This is a genomic window from Marivirga sp. (assembly GCF_035704835.1).
Classification (GTDB): Bacteria; Bacteroidota; Bacteroidia; order Cytophagales; family Cyclobacteriaceae; genus Marivirga.
This window is the reverse complement of record NZ_DASSWQ010000045.1, coordinates 39,943-56,216: the sequence shown is the minus strand read 5'-3', so window position 1 is coordinate 56,216 and position 16,274 is coordinate 39,943. Positions and strand designations below refer to the sequence as shown.

Annotated in this window: 14 protein-coding genes; 13 read left to right on the top strand and 1 reads right to left on the bottom strand. The window is 34.7% G+C overall.

All coding sequences use genetic code 11. From position 1 onward, the window contains the following. From trmB to VFM92_RS06875, 6 genes are all read left to right on the top strand, one after another. Complete coding sequence (trmB, locus tag VFM92_RS06900; RefSeq protein ID WP_325121463.1) at positions 1–666, top strand: tRNA (guanosine(46)-N7)-methyltransferase TrmB; 666 nt, start codon at positions 1–3, stop codon at positions 664–666. Then, positions 654–1,316, top strand: coding sequence for a phosphatase PAP2 family protein (locus tag VFM92_RS06895; RefSeq protein ID WP_325121462.1), 663 nt, complete (start codon positions 654–656; stop codon positions 1,314–1,316). Before trmB ends, VFM92_RS06895 begins: the two co-directional genes overlap by 13 nt. Beyond that, positions 1,313–2,248 carry a succinylglutamate desuccinylase/aspartoacylase family protein gene (locus tag VFM92_RS06890; protein ID WP_325121461.1) on the top strand — a complete coding sequence of 312 codons (936 nt, stop codon included), beginning with the start codon at positions 1,313–1,315 and terminating at the stop codon, positions 2,246–2,248. The genes VFM92_RS06895 and VFM92_RS06890 overlap by 4 nt, the downstream gene beginning before the upstream one ends. Before the next feature lies 1 nt (position 2,249). After that, complete coding sequence (locus VFM92_RS06885) at positions 2,250–2,858, top strand: sugar transferase (protein ID WP_325121460.1); 609 nt, start codon at positions 2,250–2,252, stop codon at positions 2,856–2,858. Between the two features lie 164 nt (positions 2,859–3,022). After that, complete coding sequence (locus VFM92_RS06880) at positions 3,023–3,727, top strand: response regulator transcription factor (RefSeq protein WP_325121459.1); 705 nt, start codon at positions 3,023–3,025, stop codon at positions 3,725–3,727. Between the two features lie 69 nt (positions 3,728–3,796). Next, positions 3,797–4,516: an SDR family oxidoreductase gene (locus VFM92_RS06875; protein ID WP_325121458.1), complete on the top strand. Its 720-nt coding sequence runs from the start codon at positions 3,797–3,799 to the stop codon at positions 4,514–4,516. A gap of 73 nt (positions 4,517–4,589) precedes the next feature. Here VFM92_RS06875 and VFM92_RS06870 read toward each other — a convergent pair whose 3' ends face one another. Next, positions 4,590–5,444 (bottom strand): M57 family metalloprotease, encoded by an 855-nt coding sequence (locus VFM92_RS06870; RefSeq protein ID WP_325121457.1) that lies wholly within the window; start codon positions 5,442–5,444, stop codon positions 4,590–4,592. A 187-nt stretch (positions 5,445–5,631) separates the two neighbouring features. Between VFM92_RS06870 and VFM92_RS06865 the strand changes: the two genes are divergently transcribed. From VFM92_RS06865 to VFM92_RS06835, 7 genes are all read left to right on the top strand, one after another. After that, the gene (locus tag VFM92_RS06865) at positions 5,632–8,484 is read left to right on the top strand and encodes a S8 family peptidase (RefSeq protein WP_325121456.1); all 2,853 of its coding nucleotides are present in this window, start codon (positions 5,632–5,634) and stop codon (positions 8,482–8,484) included. A gap of 120 nt (positions 8,485–8,604) precedes the next feature. Continuing rightward, positions 8,605–9,222, top strand: coding sequence for a DUF4159 domain-containing protein (locus VFM92_RS06860; protein WP_325121455.1), 618 nt, complete (start codon positions 8,605–8,607; stop codon positions 9,220–9,222). Positions 9,223–9,582: 360 nt separating this feature from the next. Beyond that, positions 9,583–10,545 (top strand): MoxR family ATPase, encoded by a 963-nt coding sequence (locus VFM92_RS06855; protein ID WP_325121454.1) that lies wholly within the window; start codon positions 9,583–9,585, stop codon positions 10,543–10,545. Positions 10,546–10,551: 6 nt separating this feature from the next. Further along, complete coding sequence (locus tag VFM92_RS06850; RefSeq protein ID WP_325121453.1) at positions 10,552–11,415, top strand: DUF58 domain-containing protein; 864 nt, start codon at positions 10,552–10,554, stop codon at positions 11,413–11,415. Then, on the top strand, positions 11,412–12,425 hold the full coding sequence (locus VFM92_RS06845; RefSeq protein WP_325121452.1) for a BatA domain-containing protein: 1,014 nt from the start codon (positions 11,412–11,414) through the stop codon (positions 12,423–12,425). The genes VFM92_RS06850 and VFM92_RS06845 overlap by 4 nt, the downstream gene beginning before the upstream one ends. Then, a complete protein-coding gene (locus VFM92_RS06840; protein WP_325121451.1) occupies positions 12,418–14,571 on the top strand; it encodes a hypothetical protein in 2,154 nt (717 codons plus the stop codon). The genes VFM92_RS06845 and VFM92_RS06840 overlap by 8 nt, the downstream gene beginning before the upstream one ends. Next, the gene (locus VFM92_RS06835; protein ID WP_325121450.1) at positions 14,564–16,273 is read left to right on the top strand and encodes a hypothetical protein; all 1,710 of its coding nucleotides are present in this window, start codon (positions 14,564–14,566) and stop codon (positions 16,271–16,273) included. The genes VFM92_RS06840 and VFM92_RS06835 overlap by 8 nt, the downstream gene beginning before the upstream one ends. Position 16,274 lies beyond the last annotated feature (1 nt).

Sequence of the window (16,274 nt, the reverse complement as noted above, 5' to 3'; positions counted from 1 at the left end):
ATGAGTAGACAAAAATTAAAGAGATTCGATGATTTACAAAATCGGCATAATGTTATAGAATATGACGATGAAAGAATCTCAACTATAAAATCCAATTGGGGTAAGACTATTTTTGGTAATTCAAACCCTATTAATTTAGAATTAGCTTGCGGAAGAGGAGAATATTCAATCGGTTTAGCAAAACAGTTTCCCAACGAAAATTTTGTAGGTATTGATATTAAGGGTGAGCGATTATGGCAAGGAAGTACGAAAGCACTGGAGGAAGGTCTTGAAAATGTAGCCTTTGCTAGAAACTTCATTTTGGATCTAGAACTAATGTTTGCTGAGGGCGAAATCAATGACATCTGGATTATCCATCCCGATCCCAGGCCCAGGGACAGAGATGAAAAAAGGCGGCTTACTTTTCATCGTTTTTTAGAAATTTATAAAAAAATTCAAGGTGGGAATGGACGCATTCATTTCAAAACTGATAACACCCAATTATTTGAATGGACTTTGAATGAAGTTTTACCAGCACGCGAAGATATAAAAGATTTGCATTTCACGAATGATTTACATAATTCTGTATATTTGAAAGAGCATTATGGAATTACAACTCGCTACGAAAGAAAATTTGCGAAAGTAGGAGAAACCATAAAATATTTAAGATTTGAATGGAAAGTTTAAAAGATAAATTACAAAGCCCTGCACTTTTAATGTATGTGCTGTATTTTTTAACTGCCTTGGCATTAGTGCTGTTTTTAGATAAGGGTACTTTTTTATTTTGGCTAAATCAAAGACATAATCCTTTTGGAGATGTTTTTTTCAAATCCATAACACTTTTAGGTGAATGGCATATATTTGTAATAGTAGGTATCATCCTTTTACTTTACAGAGTGTACTACGCTATTTTACTTGCCTTTACTGGTCTTTTTCATTTTCTGATTGTACAATTCTTAAAGGTAATTGTATTTAATGCTCATAGACCTTCCTTGCAATTTGAAGAAACGTTATCTTCCTTTAATTTGGTGGAAGGAGTTGACCTCCATTCGCTTTACAGCATGCCAAGCGGACATTCGGCATCAGCCTTTGCATTAGCAACAATCTTAATTTTATTAACTAAAAATAAATTATTACAAGTGATTTATATGCTATTAGCCATTTTAGTAGCGATTTCAAGAGTTTATTTATTTCAACATTTCATGGTAGATACCCTAGTCGGTTCTGTTATTGGGCTTCTGGTCTCTGGCGTAATCTGGTGGTATTTCTCATTTAAAAAGCCTTCACTTTTATACAATATGAATCCTTTACACAGAGGTTTAATTTTCAATAAATGATAATAAACGGTATCGAAATAGAGCCTGGAGAAGAAAAAGTGGTAGATGTCAATATTGCCCGTCTCCCGTCTCATACAACAATAGATGTATCTATTACTATTGCCAGGTCGACTGAACCCGGACCTGTTTTACTCTTAATGGGTGGTTTACATGGTGATGAAATAAATGGATCAGAAATCGTTAGGAGAATGATTGAGAAAAATGATCATATCCCTAAAATTGGAACGGTGATCTGTATTCCTATTATTAATGTTTACGGGTTTATTTATTTCTCTCGCTATGTTCCGGATGGAAAAGATGTTAATAGGTCATTTCCAGGAAATAAAAATGGTTCTTTGGCTTCCAGAATGGCTTATTTCCTGACGAAAGAGATTTTACCTATAATCGATTATGGCATTGATTTTCATACGGGTGGTGCCGATCGAACGAACTATCCACAAGTGAGGTGTATGATGAAAGATGAGAAGAATGTCGAATTAGCGAATGCATTTCATGCTCCATTCACATTAGATTCAAAATTCAGGCCTAATTCATTAAGACAGACTGCCAATAAATTTGGTAAAAATATATTAGTATATGAAGGTGGTGAATCATCACGATTTGATGAATTCGCCATCAGAGAAGGGATAAAGGGAGCTAGAAGAATGATGCAACACCTAGGAATGCGGTCTGAAGCTGAAAAAGCAGATTATGAAAATCTGATCATAAAAAACTCATCTTGGGTGAGAGCAAAAAAATCAGGAGTATTTCTTTCTGCCGTAAAAAGTGGCGAGAAAATCAAGAAAAATCAATTGCTAGGACATATTAATGACCCATTTGGAGGATTTAAAAATAAAGTCACTTCTTCTGTAAATGGCTACATCATTGGGCTTAATCACAACCCGATAATTCACGAGGGGGATGCATTGATGCATTTAGGAGTTATTAAATAATATGTATCGGAAAATAATAAAACCTTTTTTTGATAAACTGACTGCCTTAATTGCATTGGTTATTGCAAGTCCAATTTTTATAATTGTTTCTATTATGTTAGCACTTTTTCAAAATGGAAGAGTATTTTTTACCCAAAAAAGACCAGGTTTAAATGAGGAAATATTTTTACTTATAAAGTTTAAAACCATGCGTGACGATAGAGATGAAAATGGTGAACTTTTGCCAGATCAGCTTCGCTTAACTTGGATCGGTAAAATAGTGAGAAAAACCAGCATGGATGAAATCCCACAACTTTTGAATATCCTAAAAGGAAGTATGTCTTTTATTGGGCCAAGGCCATTATTAGTTGAATATTTACCATTATATAGTAAAGAGCAAAGCAAAAGACATTTGGTGACTCCAGGCATCACGGGATGGGCTCAAATTAATGGTAGAAATACCATAAGTTGGCAAAAGAAATTTGAATATGACGTTTGGTATGTTCAAAACCAATCGTTTTTATTAGATTTGAAAATTGTCTTTATGACGATCTTTAAAGTTTTTAAAGCCGAAGGAATAAGCGCAGAAGGCATGGCCACCATGGAAAAATTCAAAGGCAATAATCGTTAAATTATAGCCACTTTACCCCAATATTAATTATTTACAGAATTTTCATCTCCAATATTAAGTTTACTTTACGCTCAAGTTATTTTCATTTTAATATCAATTTAAGGGCGCTGAATCAATTTAAAATAGTGCTTTCTTAGAGAAGTGATTTAATTGATGTCAAAGAAATGCAACAGAGTCGAACAGCTGTAATAGCCGATGATGATAAAGAAACATTAAGGGATTTAGTAAAAATATTGGAATCGGAGAATTTCAATGTTGCTTTGGCATTAGATACTCAACATGCTATTCAGTTGATCAATAAACATCATCCTCTACTAATTATATCGGAAATAGCCAATCAAAATTATGATGGTATAAGTCTTTTTAATTATTTAAGGAACGAACCTAATACCAAAGAAATTGACCCTAAAATAATTGCTTTAACTTCGAATCAAGAAGAGCAAAATGAAGTGTTAAGCTACGAATCGGGAATTGATTATTTTCTTCAAAAACCATTACGTAAAAACGCTTTTAAAAAACGATTATCGAAATTTTTTGGAGAGGAAGAAAGTATTTTTCACTTGAAGCCTTTAGATGAATATGAGATAAAAGACTTATTCTTTGATATCAAGAAGAACTTACTTTATAAGTTACCTTCAAAGGATTTAATTCAAATTCAATCGAAGTCTTTTGAAATATTACTTTTTTTAGCACGATTCCCAAATAAGGTATTTTCTCGTGACCAAATCATGCAAACTATATGGGGGCTAGGTTCAAAAGTCACTTTACGTTCAGTCGATATCCATATTCTAAAAATCAGACAGCTTTTAGGGGACAATTATATCAAAACCATTAAAGGCGTTGGCTACCTTTTTTCAGATAAAAAATAAGTTTTGGGTGCCCTATATGTAACCAATCATATTTGAATCAGTTGATTTAATGTAATCAAACATTAAATTATGCAAAATATAGAAAATAAAACAGCACTTATAACTGGTGGAAGTAAAGGAATTGGATATGGAATAGCTGAAGCACTTTTAGCAAAAGGCGTAAATGTAGCTATCACCAGCAGAAGTCAAGAGTCCGCTGATAAGGCAGCTAAATCTTTAGCAAAAAATGCAAAAGGTGAAGTTTTAGGATTGCAGGCTGATGTCCGATCTTATGAAAACCAAGAAACGTGTGTAAATGCCGTTTTAGATAAATGGGGGAAATTAGATATTGTGATTGCCAATGCAGGCGTAGGTCATTTTGCACCTATAGATGAAATGGAAATTGATAAGTGGAATGAAGTTATTGATACTAATTTAACAGGAGTTTTCTATTCAATTAAATCAAGTGTTAAGGCATTGAAGAAAAATGGTGGATACTTCTTCACTATCTCAAGTTTGGCAGGTACTAATTTCTTTCCTGCAGGTTCTGCCTACAATGCGAGTAAATTTGGTTTAACTGGTTTTACGCAGTCTGTAATGCTAGATTTAAGGCAGCATGGAATCAATGTATCTGCCATCATGCCAGGTTCTGTAGCTACTCATTTCAATGATCATGAGCCAAATGAAAATGACCATTGGAAAATTCAGAAAGAAGATTTAGGGAAGATGGTAGTAGATTTATTAGAAATGAATCCTAGAACCTTACCAAGCAAAATAGAGGTAAGACCAAGCAGACCACCACAGAAATAATATTGAAAACATAAACAATAAAAGGTCAGCAAAAATGCTGACCTTTTTTTTAGTGAGTGTATTGGTATGAATTTTAGTATAGATATTCTAAAGCTACTCTATCATAAAAACCAAATTCGCCATCTTCATTAGCACTGAAACATGCCAACATTAAGGAATTAGGGTCAATGTTAGATGGAGTACCAGGAATTTGGATTGCACCAACTCCAGCAGTACCTTCGCTTCCGCCAGTACCACAAGAATAAGAACGATTAAACCAGTCTGTGTGACGTAATCCAACTGAATGTCCCATTTCATGCGCGATCACATGCTCTACAACATTAGTGTCAAAATTACTAGTTCCAGACTGAATCTGAATGAACTTGTTCGGAGCACCACCACTTGGGAAACCAGCGCTTCCACCGCCTCCGCCACTTACTCTATAAACAACCATGTCGTAAGGATCAAAGTTGCTTCCAAAAGTAAGCGTGAACGTTAATCCAGTGTTAAGTGCATTGTAATTGTCAACTGCCCACTGTAGACCTGTTCTCATTTTAGAATCCAAGCCATTTGCATTGTTAGCAGTATATCCAATCACGTTAATCGTTCTATTCTGACTAACAAGATTAGAAGTACGATATTGCTCAGCAAATTTTCCAGTGTGGAAAAGCTCACTATTCGCCATTTCGTTTAACTGCTTCTCATCAATCAAAATATCACCTTCTACTACGTAATTGTATCCACTTTTCCCTGTTAATGGATTTGAAAATGATTCACGATAAACATCGCTTGGGTCAAAGCCCAGATTTTTTAATTGTTCTATGACTTCCTCAGATACTACTGTGTTGTCAATTTGGTTCGCCATTTCATCTTCTTGGCAAGAACTCATGAATACTGTTGCGACCGTCAATGCAAGTGCATAAACGATACCTTTTCTTAAATTTGTCATAACTTTATAATAATTTTAGTTAGGTTTGCAACATATTGTTTTTAATTTTAAATGGAAAAATATTACATTAATTTAATGTTAAAATATTTGATTATTTATATAAAATGTTTGTTTTATATAAATTATATAGCGAGATAGTAAGTATTTTCACTCGTTAATTAGTAGTTTTTACAAAGTGAATTTGAAAATGAAAAGTTTCCTAAACTTGTTTTTATTATATTTTACTGTTTGTCTATCAAATAGTGCCTCATCACAATCAATTGAAAGTGCTGCTATTAAAAGCATAGTTACCTCGAATGCTAAATCCTTAGATAGTATAAAATATGATAGCTATTACTTGCTAAAAATTGACTCTTTATTTCAAAACAAAAATGTAATTTTAAACAGTGGTATTATTACCAAAAAATTAGTTAACGATTCATATATCGTGTTTTTAGATTCGGTAGCTATTGATAATATCAATCAATACGAAAAGAATATAAGCTTGTATGCGATTAATTACCAATGGAAGAAATCTTTAAATATAACAAATAATGATAATGAATATTTAAACGGGGAGTACTGGATTAAAATTACTGATAATTTAAAATGGAATAACTTTCTCTCTAAAACGTCTAAAATAAATACAATTAGTAAGATTGGCAATTATCTTAAAATTATAGTTACTGATGTGAGACTTGATGATATTTTAAACAAAAATTTCATTACTTACATAGAAAAAGTGGCTGAATCAGTAAAAAATGAAGCAAGAGTGCTGGATCTTAATTTACATCCAAATAGGATAAATACAATTCATGCTTATTGGCCAGATGTGAATGGATCTAATGAAGTTGTAAGTGTAAAAGAGCCTTTTTATAATATCAGCGATATTGATTTATCAGGTCGATATTTACAAACCAACCGAGAAAGTGAATTTTCGGATAGGCATTCATTAGAGATGGCTACGATCATTGCTGGAAATGGCAATTCTTTTTTAACTGGCTTAGGAGTAGCTACCAATGCTGGGCATACATCAAGTTCTAATCAGGAAGTTATCCCAGACCCTGCTGAATATTTTAGTTCAAATGCGATTGAAGTTCAAAATCACTCTTATGGCACTTCAATAGAATCATTTTATGGTGTGGCAGCATCTCTTTATGACCAACAAGTATATGATAATCCCGAAATTCTGCACGTTTTTTCAATAGGTAATGCTGGATTAGAATCATCTGCTCATGGTCGGTATGAGGGAATAAATGGTTTTTCGACTATCACTGGCAATTTTAAACAAGCTAAAAACGTACTCACAATTGGTGCTGTAGATACTAGTATGAATGTAATCGAATTGAACAGTAATGGGCCAGCGTTCGATGGCAGAATAAAACCAGAATTAGTGGCATACAGTATGACTGGAACTTCAAACTCAGCAGCTTTAGTGAGTGGAGTTTCAATTTTGCTGCAACAAGCCTTTAGAAAAACAAATAGTACTGAATTATCTGCTTCCTTAAAAAAAGCATTTCTAATAAATAGTGCAGATAAAATTGGTGACCCCGGACCAAGCCATAAAACAGGATATGGGAGTTTAAATGCTTATCAAGCTCTAAAATCATTAAATAGCAATCAGTTTTTGGAGGAGCAGTTGAAAGAAGGTGAAAAGAAATTCACAATAAATATCCCTGATAATGCCTTCAATTTTAAAGCTACCTTGGTTTGGACTGATCCTCCAGCAGCTCCAAATGATGAGATAGCCTTGGTTCATGATTTAAATCTTCATGCAGAAGATGGTTTGGGTTATATCTATCTGCCTTGGGTTTTGGAAACAGTACCAAACATTGATGCATTAAATGCACCAGCTACTAAAGGTATTGACCATTTGAATAATATAGAACAGCTTTCAATTGAAATGTTAGATTCTGATTCTTTAGAAATTATTGTAAGTGTAGAAAATTCATTAGCTGTCCCTCAGAATTTTTCGATTGTTTACAGCTGGGAAATCCAAAATGAATTCGAGTGGACCAGTCCAACCTTCAAAGATAATATTCCATACAATGGAGAAACGGCATCTCATTTAAGGTGGGAAAATAGCTATTCTTCAGAAATGACAGGAAATCTTTACTATAAATTATTGAGAGAGGATAACTGGCAATTAATAGAAGAAAACATACTACTTGAAAACGAAAATTTCAGATGGGATCCTGAAATTGTAAATGACTTTGCTCAATTAAAAATGGAAATAGGTAATCACCAGTATGTAAGCGATACTTTTTCCATTTCAGAGCCATTGCGCTTAAATGTAGGCTTCAATTGTACTGATTCGCTTTCTTTCTACTGGGAATCTAGGGCTAATGCAGATGAGTATAGATTATATCATTTAGAAAACCATCAAATGAAGATTTTATCAACTACTCAAGACACAAGCGTTACAGTTGATAAGTCCACACTAGAAAGTTCATTTTTAAAGGTACAAGCTTTCCAAAATGGTAAACCATTAATTACAGGTGTTGCCATAGATTATAACCTTCAAGGTTCCAATTGTTTCTTAGAATCGTATTTTGTAGAATCAATTCAAGGGGAAGGCATTTATCATGATCTTCAATTATCTTCTTTATCCGGTGTGGAAAGTGTTTCATTTGAAAAGAGAAATGAGACCACTAATCAATGGGAGAAATTGTCTGAATTGGAAGCCGATTCTTTTGATTTCAGATATTTGGAAGGCCGACCGATAAATGGGTTTAATTTTTCGAGGGTAGTTATTGATTTTGTCAATGGAGAAAGTATAATCAGTGATGTTCAATCAACCTATTATGTTGCGTCATCTGATTACATTTTGTATCCTAATCCTATTAAAAAAGAAGAAGAGTTGAAGATATTTGCGAAGAAATTTATCCCAGATTCAGAAATAATATTTTATAATTCTCAAGGACTCGAATTATTTTCCACTGACTTAGAAAGTGACCGCAATTTTCTTGATTTTGATTTTGTAAAAGCTGGAATATACTTTTATAGAATCTACACTAGTGAAAAGACTTTGGCTAGCGGTAAAATTTTAGTGCAAGATTAAAGACGCTATAGAAAGTTATGATATTTACTTTTAAGTTTCTAAAAAGCCAGTTTGCCAACCATTTATATAATTCCTAAAAATTTCATTGTTAGCAATAGCTTTTTAACGTAAACTCGTGCAATGAATAAATTTTTCTTCACACGCTTGCAATATGAATCAGGAGATTGGAATGTGGACCAAAGGATGCCAAGCAATCTATTGAATTCGCTTATCGAATATACCAATATGCCTGTAGATACGCAGGAAAGGGTAGTAGCCTTAAGCAGTGATGAAATATTTGAATGCCCTTTTTGCTATTTGAGCGGACATAAATTGCTACAATTCACTAAAGCAGAAAAAGAGAATTTTATTAAATATATAGATAATGGCGGTTTCATCTTTGTAGATGATTGTAATCATGACATAGACGGGCTTTTTGCTAAATCATTTGAAAGCCAGATGACTGAAATTTATGGGGAAAAGGGTTTACAAAAAATAGCCAACGACCATCCAATCTATTTTAGTTTTTTTGAATTTGAAGATGGCCCACCTACTACTTCACAAGAATTGAACGGCTGGGGAGATGATATTGTGCATGATTATTTAAAAGCAATAGAAAAAGACGGAAAAATAAGAGTCTTGTACAGCAATAAAGACTATGGTTGCGAATGGGATTACGATTTTCGAAACAAACGATGGCTAGCAGAGGATAATACTAAGTTTGGGGTGAATATTGTGATGTATGCACTTTTTAATTAGGTTGACAAGTTGGCGAGTTAGCCTGTGTACAAGTTAGCTGGATAGTTATTTTGGAGGTGTTGAACTACTGAAGATAAAGTTGGATGAAGAATGATTAGGTCAGACCTGCGAGGTCAAATATTGAAATATGATTGAGATAAATAGATGGAAGTCAGAACATGGAAGTGCGAAAAAAGGATGATGGAAGTTCAGCTATCATTATACCTTGTTCTTTGTACTTTACACTAAATAGTCAGAAAAGTTGGATGTTAGAAGCTCAAAGTGGGAAGTAATCATCTAAATACTAGATACTTGCTATTCGATACTAAATTAGAAATGGTGAAATGGAGTCTTTAATCTTGATTCTTGAATCTTATAAAAATGGATATAAAAAATACAGTAGCAAAATTTAAAGAAGCCCGGAAGGAGCTTTCAAAAGCAATCATTGGCCAAGAGAATGTGGTTAGCGAGGTTTTTATGGCTTTACTGGCGGATGGTCATATTTTGTTGGAAGGTGTACCTGGATTGGGTAAGACGCTTTTGGTTCGTTCTCTAGCTAAAGTCCTGCAATTAGATTTTCATCGGGTTCAGTTTACACCCGATTTAATGCCATCTGATATCATCGGGATGGAGGTTTTAGAAGAGGATAGGAGTACTGGAAAACGATTCTTTCAATTCAATAAAGGCCCTGTTTTTACCAATATTTTATTGGCAGATGAAATTAACAGAACTCCACCCAAAACGCAATCTGCATTGTTAGAAGCCATGCAAGAGCGAGAAGTGACTTATGCAGGAAAAACATATGAACTTCCTGAACCATTCTTTCTCTTAGCGACTCAAAACCCTTTGGAGCAGTCGGGTACTTATCCCTTACCAGAAGCTCAGCTAGACCGATTTTTATTTTATACTGTAGTGCAATATCCTGCTGAGCAAGAGGAAGTTGATATTCTTGAGCTCACCACGGGAAATCAAAAAAATCAATTGAATCCAACTTTAACTGCTGATGAAATCTTGAAAGCTAGAAGTTGGGTGAGGGATATTCATATCGATAAGGAATTATTGGTAAAAGTCAGTCAGTTGGTGCGCTCTACTCGACCGCAGACTTCTGAAATTAAATTGGTTAAACAATATGTCGATTGGGGAGCAGGCCCCAGAGCAGGGCAATCTATTGTATTGGCAGCTAAAGCGCATGCATTCTTAGATGGGCGACTTTCCGTTATTCCAGAGGATATTAAAGCAGTAGCCTTAGCTGTGCTTCGTCACAGAGTGGTGCTGAACTTTGTAGCCAAAACCGAAAAATTCACGGTTGAAGACTTGATTCCAGAATTATCGAAGTCTATATAAGTCTAAATGAAATCCATCAATCAAATATTTCAAATGCCTGACTTTGAGGCGCTAAAAGCGCTTCAGTTGTATATTAAACATCATATCGAGGGTGTAATGATTGGTATGCATCAAAGTCCGAAAACGGGATTTGGAATTGAATTTAAGGAATATAGGAATTATGTCCCAGGAGATTCGCTCAAGCAGCTCGACTGGAAATATTATGCCCGCACCGACCACTACATGATTAAGGAAGCGGAAATGGAAAAGCAGTATGATTTCATTTTTGTTCTGGATAAAAGCTTGTCCATGAGCTTTGAAATGAAGGGGGCAAGCAAATTCAATTGGTCACGTACTTTGATAGCAGCTTTGGCTTTTTTAGCTAATAATCAGCACGATAAATATTTTATTTTTAATCAAGACAATCCACCTACAGATTTCGAGACTTTTCTTTACCGATTAATCCAACTCAAAACTGATGATGAAATTACTATCAGTGATTTAAACACCAGTCAAAAAATTAAGAATAAGAGTAACGTATTTATTTTCACCGATGGATATTCCGATGAAGCAGAATTTCAAACTCTATTGAAAAACTGGGCAGTGGCATCAGAGGAAGTCATGCTGATTCATCTACTTTTTGAGAATGAAGAACAGCTTGATTTCAAAGGACAATATTTCACATTTAAAGATTTGGAAGGGCAGGGCAGTGTTCAGGTGAATACGCAAGAGGGCTTACAGGAATATCGGAATACAATTCAGAATTGGAAAAGTGGGATTCAAAAAACTTGTGCAAAAAATGGAATAGCCTATTGGCAACTCAATGGTAAAGACAATATGCAAAAATCCATTTTTGAGCTCTTAAATCACTTTAACCAATCATGGGCTTGAGTTGGCTTAATCCCATAGCGCTCTGGGGTTTAACTGCTTTGGCAGTTCCCATTCTTATTCATTTGTGGAGTAAGAACAAAACCAAGGAAATTGCATTCGGAAGCATTCGATTTTTAAGGGAAAGCAGCACTTTGCAGTCCAAGAAAGTCCAGCTTTCGGAGATTCCGCTTTTATTGGTTCGTTTATTGATTTTGATATTGGTGGTTTTGCTTATGGCTAAATGGGTGAATTATCAAGAGGTAAAAAAGCAAAAAGCTTTATTGCTGGGAGAGGATATTAAAGTGCCTGATGCTTATGCAAATGATGAAATCCCTGTTTATAAAACTTCAGAATTTAGGAATATTGATAATCATTGGAATCTATTAAAAGAGTTTTCCATTGAGCATCCTGAAATAGATTCATTAATTTATATTAATAATTTCAAGGATACAGATTTTGTAGGTGCAATTCCCAAATTGAATCTTCATTTAGAGTTGATTCCTTCCACTCAAACTCAGATTTCGCAAGAAAAAATGAGTTTGGACACGCTACTTATCCATTTTGAGAATCTTCCAAATATTGTTCAGGAAAAGTTATATAAAGTATTGAAAGCTAACCATTTGTACACCAAAGAAAAGGTGAATTTTATACCATCAAATAAAGAAGAGGCACAGTTGATTTTTGCCACATCTCCACAGAAGCTGCAAAGGAATCAAATTGTGCTGAGTGACACTATCTCAAGTGATTATCTGGTTTACAAGAAGCATAATAGCAGTATATTGTACTTAAATGAAAATTGGCTTCAAAACCCATTGAATGAGGATTTGTTTTTATCGGTTGTTACTGAATTCATAGCTCAAATCGTAGAACCAAATTATCAATACTCTAATTTTGAGGCGATTTACAATAGAGAATCAGAAGAGCAGGAGGAAGTACAGCAAGCGAAAACCTTTGATGAACAGCTATTATGGCTACTTGTGTTGTTTTTGATGTTGGAAAGATACTTTAGCTACCGAAAGAAGCATGCATAAGGATTTTCAAAAATATTGGGCTAAGTTAAAAAAGCGATTTTTTCTATTGCTTTTGCTATCAATAGCGTTTCCATTGCTAGCTGGTATTCTTTTGCTTTTGGCGATTGCCAATAGTGCGCATCTGTTTATTCCCTTGGCTTTTTGGGTGGTTTATATAGGCTCAATTGTGGGCTTGCTTGTACTGTGGAATTCAAAGTTCCTTTGGGACAATCCAAAATTCATTCATTTCCTGCATAAAAAGTATCCGGAATTGGAATATAGCCTGTCAGTTTTCTTTAAATCAGAACTAAATGAATTGGAAAAACTGCAGCAATCCAAGGTTTTTCAGCAGCTTCCTGCAATTCAAAAAATAGTATTCCCTATCCCTCTAAAAGAATGGGTTATCGTATTGATTATAAGTGGATTATTCTATGCTTCTTCATTTGTTTATCAAATGGATAAATCCACGGAAATGCAAATCACTTCCATTGAAATTGCAGTGGATGACCCTCAAGATAGCACCATCCAAAAGCCAGTTCAGCATTTCGATTATCAACTTTGGGTTGATCCTCCGCATTATACCAGACTTCAAAATTTCCAATGGCAACCTGACGAAAAGATTGCAGAGGGGAGTCAATTGGTTTTTACAAATCAAGGAACTATCGATTTCGATTTGATATGGCAAAATCAATATGATTTCAATTTGAGCGAAGAGGAAACAAAAGCATTTGTGCTAAATCAGTCCTCGATCTTCCAAATCGAATATGTCAAAAATGACAGCACCGTTTCTTTAAAACCTGAGGTTTTGGAGATGCTGAGAGATGAAGAGCCTATTCTTTCTACCAATCTGAAGGAAAACCGTCACGAAATTCAATGGGAAGATTTATCGAATGATTTTAAGCTGGATTTGAATATTCAGGATGACTACGGAATCGTTTCTACTGATATCATCATGACCTTGAGTAGAGGTGAGGGCGAATCTGTGAGGTTCCGTGAGATGAAGCAAGCCATTTCAGGCATTTCTAAGAAACTTAAGCAACAACAAATTGCTATCAGCCTACCAATGGATACTTTTTCGCTAGAACCCGGTGATGAGCTTTATTTTTACTTTTCTGCCATAGACAATAAAGAACCTAAAGGAAACAGGGGTAGAACGGATGTTTACTTCCTTTCTATTGCTGATACAGTGGAATCCGAGCCTGTGGAATATGAAGGTTTTGCTTTGACCAATGAAGCGGAATATTTCAAAAGTCAACGGCAAATCATAATTGATACAGAGAAGTTATTAGAAGAACAAAGTCAAATCAGCCTGGAAGAATTTGAACAAAGAAGTAATATCATTGGTGCCGACCAGAAATTGTTAAGATTACGCTATGGAGTATTTCTGGGTGAAGAATATGAAACAACCGGTGGTTTGGGTGAGGTGGACCATTCAGGGCATAATCATGGCGAATTAGGGGGAGAACATGAGGAGCATGAGGAACAGGAATCTGAAGGCAATTTTTCTAATCCCATTTTCAATGAAACGCCAGAATTAGAAGCTTACGTTCATTCTCATGATGAATCAGAATTATCCACTTTCTTAGATGCAAATGTGAAAGCCAAACTAAAAGAAGCTTTGACCAATATGTGGGAAGCGGAACTCTTTTTAAGAACTTACAGACCTAAAGAGGCGCTTCCTTTTGAATATAAAGCCCTCAAACTGATAAAAGAGGTAAAGCGAGCATCCAGAATTTATGTGGAAAGAATGGGCTTTGAGCCACCGCCAATTGATGAAGAGAAGAAGCGGCTGACAGGCGAACTGGATAAAATAGATGCACAGACCACAGAAGAGGAGCTCAAGGAAAAATCATTTGAAGAGAAGTTGGCTGAAACCTATTCGCAACTGAAATCCGCCTTTCAGCAAGAGGACATGAAAAAAGTGGAACTTATTTTGGATGATTTTGCAGATGCGTTGGTAGCCAAAATCACCTCAGAACCTGTGCGCTTTGGAAGTCTGCTGGCTGCAGTTAAGCAATTTCAAAACACCCAGTCACAAAATGAATTAAGAGATATTTTAATCATCATGGAAGATATGCTGGAGATAGCTGATTTAGATAAAGCCAATCAAGGAAAGAGCATTCGAAGTGAATTGCATAATACTTATTACGATTCATTGAATGAGTGATTTATTCAAACATATCGGCTGGGAAAACACAATGGAGGTCTGGCATTTAGCTGTGCTGGCCATCCTTTTGATTTTGGGTTTTGTTTGGGAAATCAAAAAGCAAAAGCCAAGGAAAGTATGGAGAATAATTGCTTTACTGTTAGCTTTTATCTCTTTGTATATCATTTATTTATCTCCTTATACCTTAAGCCAAAAACCACTTCAATCGATATTGCTTGTTAATCAAAATATATCTGAAAATGAGCTTGATTCAATACGCAGAGAATATGATTTACCGCTTTTGCAACGGCAAGCAAATTCGAAATTCAAGGAAATGGGAAAGGCTGAAGTTGAATCCTTAAACCAGCTCGATTTTCAAATTGATACAGCTTTTGTTTATGGTTATTTCCCGCAACTGAATCCAAATGATTATCAGATTCGAAAGGATATTGAACTGCAAAAAGGAATTCAAATTGACTATCCTAAATCGATTGCATTGGGAGATAGCTTAAAAATCAGTATTCAAAATTTAGAATCCAAAGCATCTAAGATTTTAGCTGCAATCGGGAATGATAGTATTTCCAAAACTATCGAGGCTAATCGCCAAATTAGTTTAGCTACACTACCCAAAGCAACCGGATATATTTTAGCTGAAATCAAGGTGGAAGAAGAAACTTATCATTTTGCCATAATGGTTATAGAAAAAGAAAAATACGTAATACAAATACTGGCTGCTACTCCAGATTTTGAGTGGAAATTCTTCGCAGATTATTTAAAATTTCAGGAACATTCGGTTTATCTAAAAACTCAAATCTCTATAGGGAAATTCAAATCTTCTTTTTTCAATTGGCATGATTCCTTGCAATTCACTAGGGGAGTCGCTAATGATTTGAAAGTGCTATTTACTGATGCCAAAGCTTGGCAAGATTTAGCTCTCACTGAGCAAAATCAATATCTAAAAAAGTTGAAGGAAAACAGAGGCAGCTTAATCTTCCGAAACAACCCAAATAGCAAAATTCGGTTAGATTTAGACAAGTCTAAATCTACTAATATATTTAGCACAAGCGATAATTTACTTGAGCAAAATAATTATAACTACTTACAATTCAATAATCTATATCAATTAGATGAAGTAGCTCAAAACAGCATTTTTAGGAAAGTCACACCAGATGTGATTTATGGTGTGATAAATTTTCAGAATAGTTTTCAGCTTAAATTATCCGGAAAAAACCAAGAATATGAAGGGATTTGGACTCCTGTTTTTAGTGATTTGATAAGAAGTTCAACTGAACTTTTTTATGATAAATCCGAATGGGCAGTGCAACATCAGCCCTTCTTTTTTAGGCTCTGGTCTGGTGAGGCATTAGATGAAATCTCTATTTTCAATCTTCAAAATGATACCATTAAATTAAAATCCAACGGAGATTTTCTTTATCCTGAAAGGAAGCATTTTATGTTTTATCCAAAGCAAGGAGGCTGGCATTTTATCCAACTTAAAACTCAATCTGACGCCATTCCATTTTTTGTTCATGCGGAGTCAATCGCCAATCATTCAGAATTCTTATCGAATTACAATCTTGATTACTTAAATTATCGTAATTTTACAGATTCTAATGCTCAGCAGAGAGAATTAAAGTATACTAGAGAATCTGTAACATTGTGGTTCTTTTTGATGTTTCTGTTGTGTGTAGGACATTTATGGATTGAAGATAAAATTGCCTGAT